The 2,150-nt window shown below is 52.4% G+C and carries 3 protein-coding genes; all 3 read right to left on the reverse strand.

Translation table 11 applies throughout. The annotated features are described in order from the left end of the window. Nucleotides 1-50 precede the first annotated feature (50 nt). Nucleotides 51-920, reverse strand: a complete 870-nt coding sequence (locus H096_RS26005) for a hypothetical protein (RefSeq protein WP_033902217.1) — start codon at nt 918-920, stop codon at nt 51-53. Beyond that, on the reverse strand, nt 908-1,966 hold the full coding sequence (locus H096_RS26010) for a type IV toxin-antitoxin system AbiEi family antitoxin (RefSeq protein WP_156717528.1): 1,059 nt from the start codon (nt 1,964-1,966) through the stop codon (nt 908-910). Before H096_RS26010 ends, H096_RS26005 begins: the two co-directional genes overlap by 13 nt. After that, the coding region (locus tag H096_RS34425) for a hypothetical protein (RefSeq protein WP_206542905.1) at nt 1,893-2,150 on the reverse strand (258 nt) is incomplete at its 5' end. The genes H096_RS26010 and H096_RS34425, both read right to left, overlap by 74 nt.

A 2,150-nucleotide genomic window follows, 5' to 3' on the forward strand; every position in this document is an offset into this window, starting at 1 on the left:
CAAATAAAAAGGCCCCGCTCAATCAGATTGAGCGGGGCCTTTTTGTTTTATTAGTCCCGAAGTCGTAAGGCGCGCAATAAGGTATCCACCTGCCCAAAAGCATCTTGCTGCCATTGGTCTGGTGTGCGACCTCCCAGAATCTGGCTGTCTTCGACGAATCGTCTTACCGCCGTCGGGCCATAGCCATCATGGGTAGCAAATTTTTCTCCGATGAACTGAAATCCCTGCTCTCCGCTGCCCGTTTCAAGCACTGATCGACATTCCTCTGCGAGCGCTTCGACACCGTCGGGAAAGTTGCGGACGGAGTAGTAGATGTCATAGGCGTCCTTCTGTTTGTGCCTTCCATTCAGCGCATACCCCTTCATTGCCAAGAGTGCGGGGATAGAACATACGGCGACTTCTACGCGATTTTTCCCACCCGTGGGCATGGGACCCTCAATGGCAACCATTTGGTAGAAGCGCATTGCCAAGTCGGCACCGTCAGCACGCTGAACAGCAAAGTCGTTGAGGATAGGAGGTTTGTTCTGGATGATTTCGGCGTCACGCGGCATCAAGAAGTCCACGATCACATCTATCGCCGGTCCGCCGTCCTCCGCGGGCACCTGGCGAACGAGTTGGAATCTGCGAAGCGCTCCTCTCTGTTGATACCCGTTGCCCATCAGTGCTTCGATCAATGTCGCGTATTCGCCATCACCCAGTGCTTCTGCGTTCAGGCTCAAATCGACATCAAGGGTTCCAACGTGTTGCATATCGTCATTCGCAAGCAGAAGCCAAGGCACTGCTCCGCCGATCACTGCAAACTTTCCTTTGAAAGAGCCGAGGATTTGACCGATTTCCACTAACACTGCTTTCACGGCGGTCGTGGTTCTGTCGTCATAATCTGAAGCAGACTGGGGTTCTTGAGGGACTAACGAGACCATGTCAGTTTTTCCTGTCTCAAGTATTCGGCAGCTTCTTTCCCGCGCTCTCCTGCAACTGATAGATCCAGGTAGGTCTGAACCAGGCTGGTACATATGGCACCCGGTGCGGGTTCAATGGCGTCGAGTAGAAGCCCTTCCTCTTTGGGTAAGGTGATCACTACGTTTTCTCCCGTTGATGCGGGAACCAACTGTAATGCTTTGACCAGCCTCTCTAACCCTTCACGGTCGGCAAAAAAGTAATTCGTATTGATACGGGCATAGGGGGCGAGCCATTGGGCGGCAGAAAAAGACGAAAAAAGCGCGTGCCCGCCGCTCATTTCTCCAATGGCGTTACGCGCCGCATTTTCCAATGCTCTACCGTGCAAGGCGGTATAGAAGAATTTACGGTCTCCTGCTGGAGGCTCGTATGTCTCGGCCCAAGCGTCTAGGAGAGATTGAGGGTCGGATAGGTTTACGCCATCGTTTGTCGTCCGGGCCCATTCTCTATTCAGGAGTGCTGTTCGGACATTACTGACTTGCCCCAGGCTCGCTCCGGCAGCTTCGGACAGTTCGACCACGCGCCAGGCTCGGCCCGGATCTCGAAGCATCGTGCGTATGATCTGTGCTGACTTTGGTTTGAAGAAAGACTTCAGCTCTCTGCGTTCTGAGGACGGCTTGTCAGCGACTTGATGGTCAATGGATACGCCACCGAACGAGATCCACGCATTGCCCTCCAGATCCAGATACCCCACCTCTCTTTCCCGGCATGCCTGTCTGGCAATGGGCGACAGATAAGGCGCGACCACAACGGGCGTTGCCTGTGTCCGCTGTTTGTTCAAATAGTCGCGAAGCCGAAGTATCGCCGCACTTATAAATCTGGGTTGGCCGCTTGCTATTACCTCGCAGACCAGAGCATGCGACCTTCCCGAGACGGTTATCTCGACAATGCAGTCGGGCGTCCACCCCTCTGAAGGTGAAGGCAGTTTCAGGTTTTCAATCTTGAGGATCGGCACTTTGCTCAGGAGATTTCGCAGGGCATCCCTTGAGCGGATTTCGAACTCTTTCATTGATTTCACCATTTTCAACAAGTGCTGAAAATAACCAAAGCAGTGAAATCTGTCGAGAATTTTCACTGAAATTAATAATTTCAGCGAATGTTGAAAATCGATTAGTAGTGAAATCAATCAGATTTCGATAACGCCTGCCACAAATAAAAAGGCCCCGCTCAATCAGATTGAGCGGGGCCTTTTT

The sequence above is a fragment of the Pseudomonas sp. FH1 genome (assembly GCF_000510895.2).
Lineage (GTDB): Bacteria > Pseudomonadota > Gammaproteobacteria > Pseudomonadales > Pseudomonadaceae > Aquipseudomonas > Aquipseudomonas azotoformans_A.

Excerpts from the sequence above, each read along its gene's own strand:
- H096_RS26005 (WP_033902217.1), bottom strand. The coding sequence starts at position 920 with ATGGTCTCGTTAGTCCCTCAAGAACCCCAGTCTGCTTCAGATTATGAC.
- H096_RS26010 (WP_156717528.1), bottom strand. The coding sequence starts at position 1,966 with ATGAAAGAGTTCGAAATCCGCTCAAGGGATGCCCTGCGAAATCTCCTG.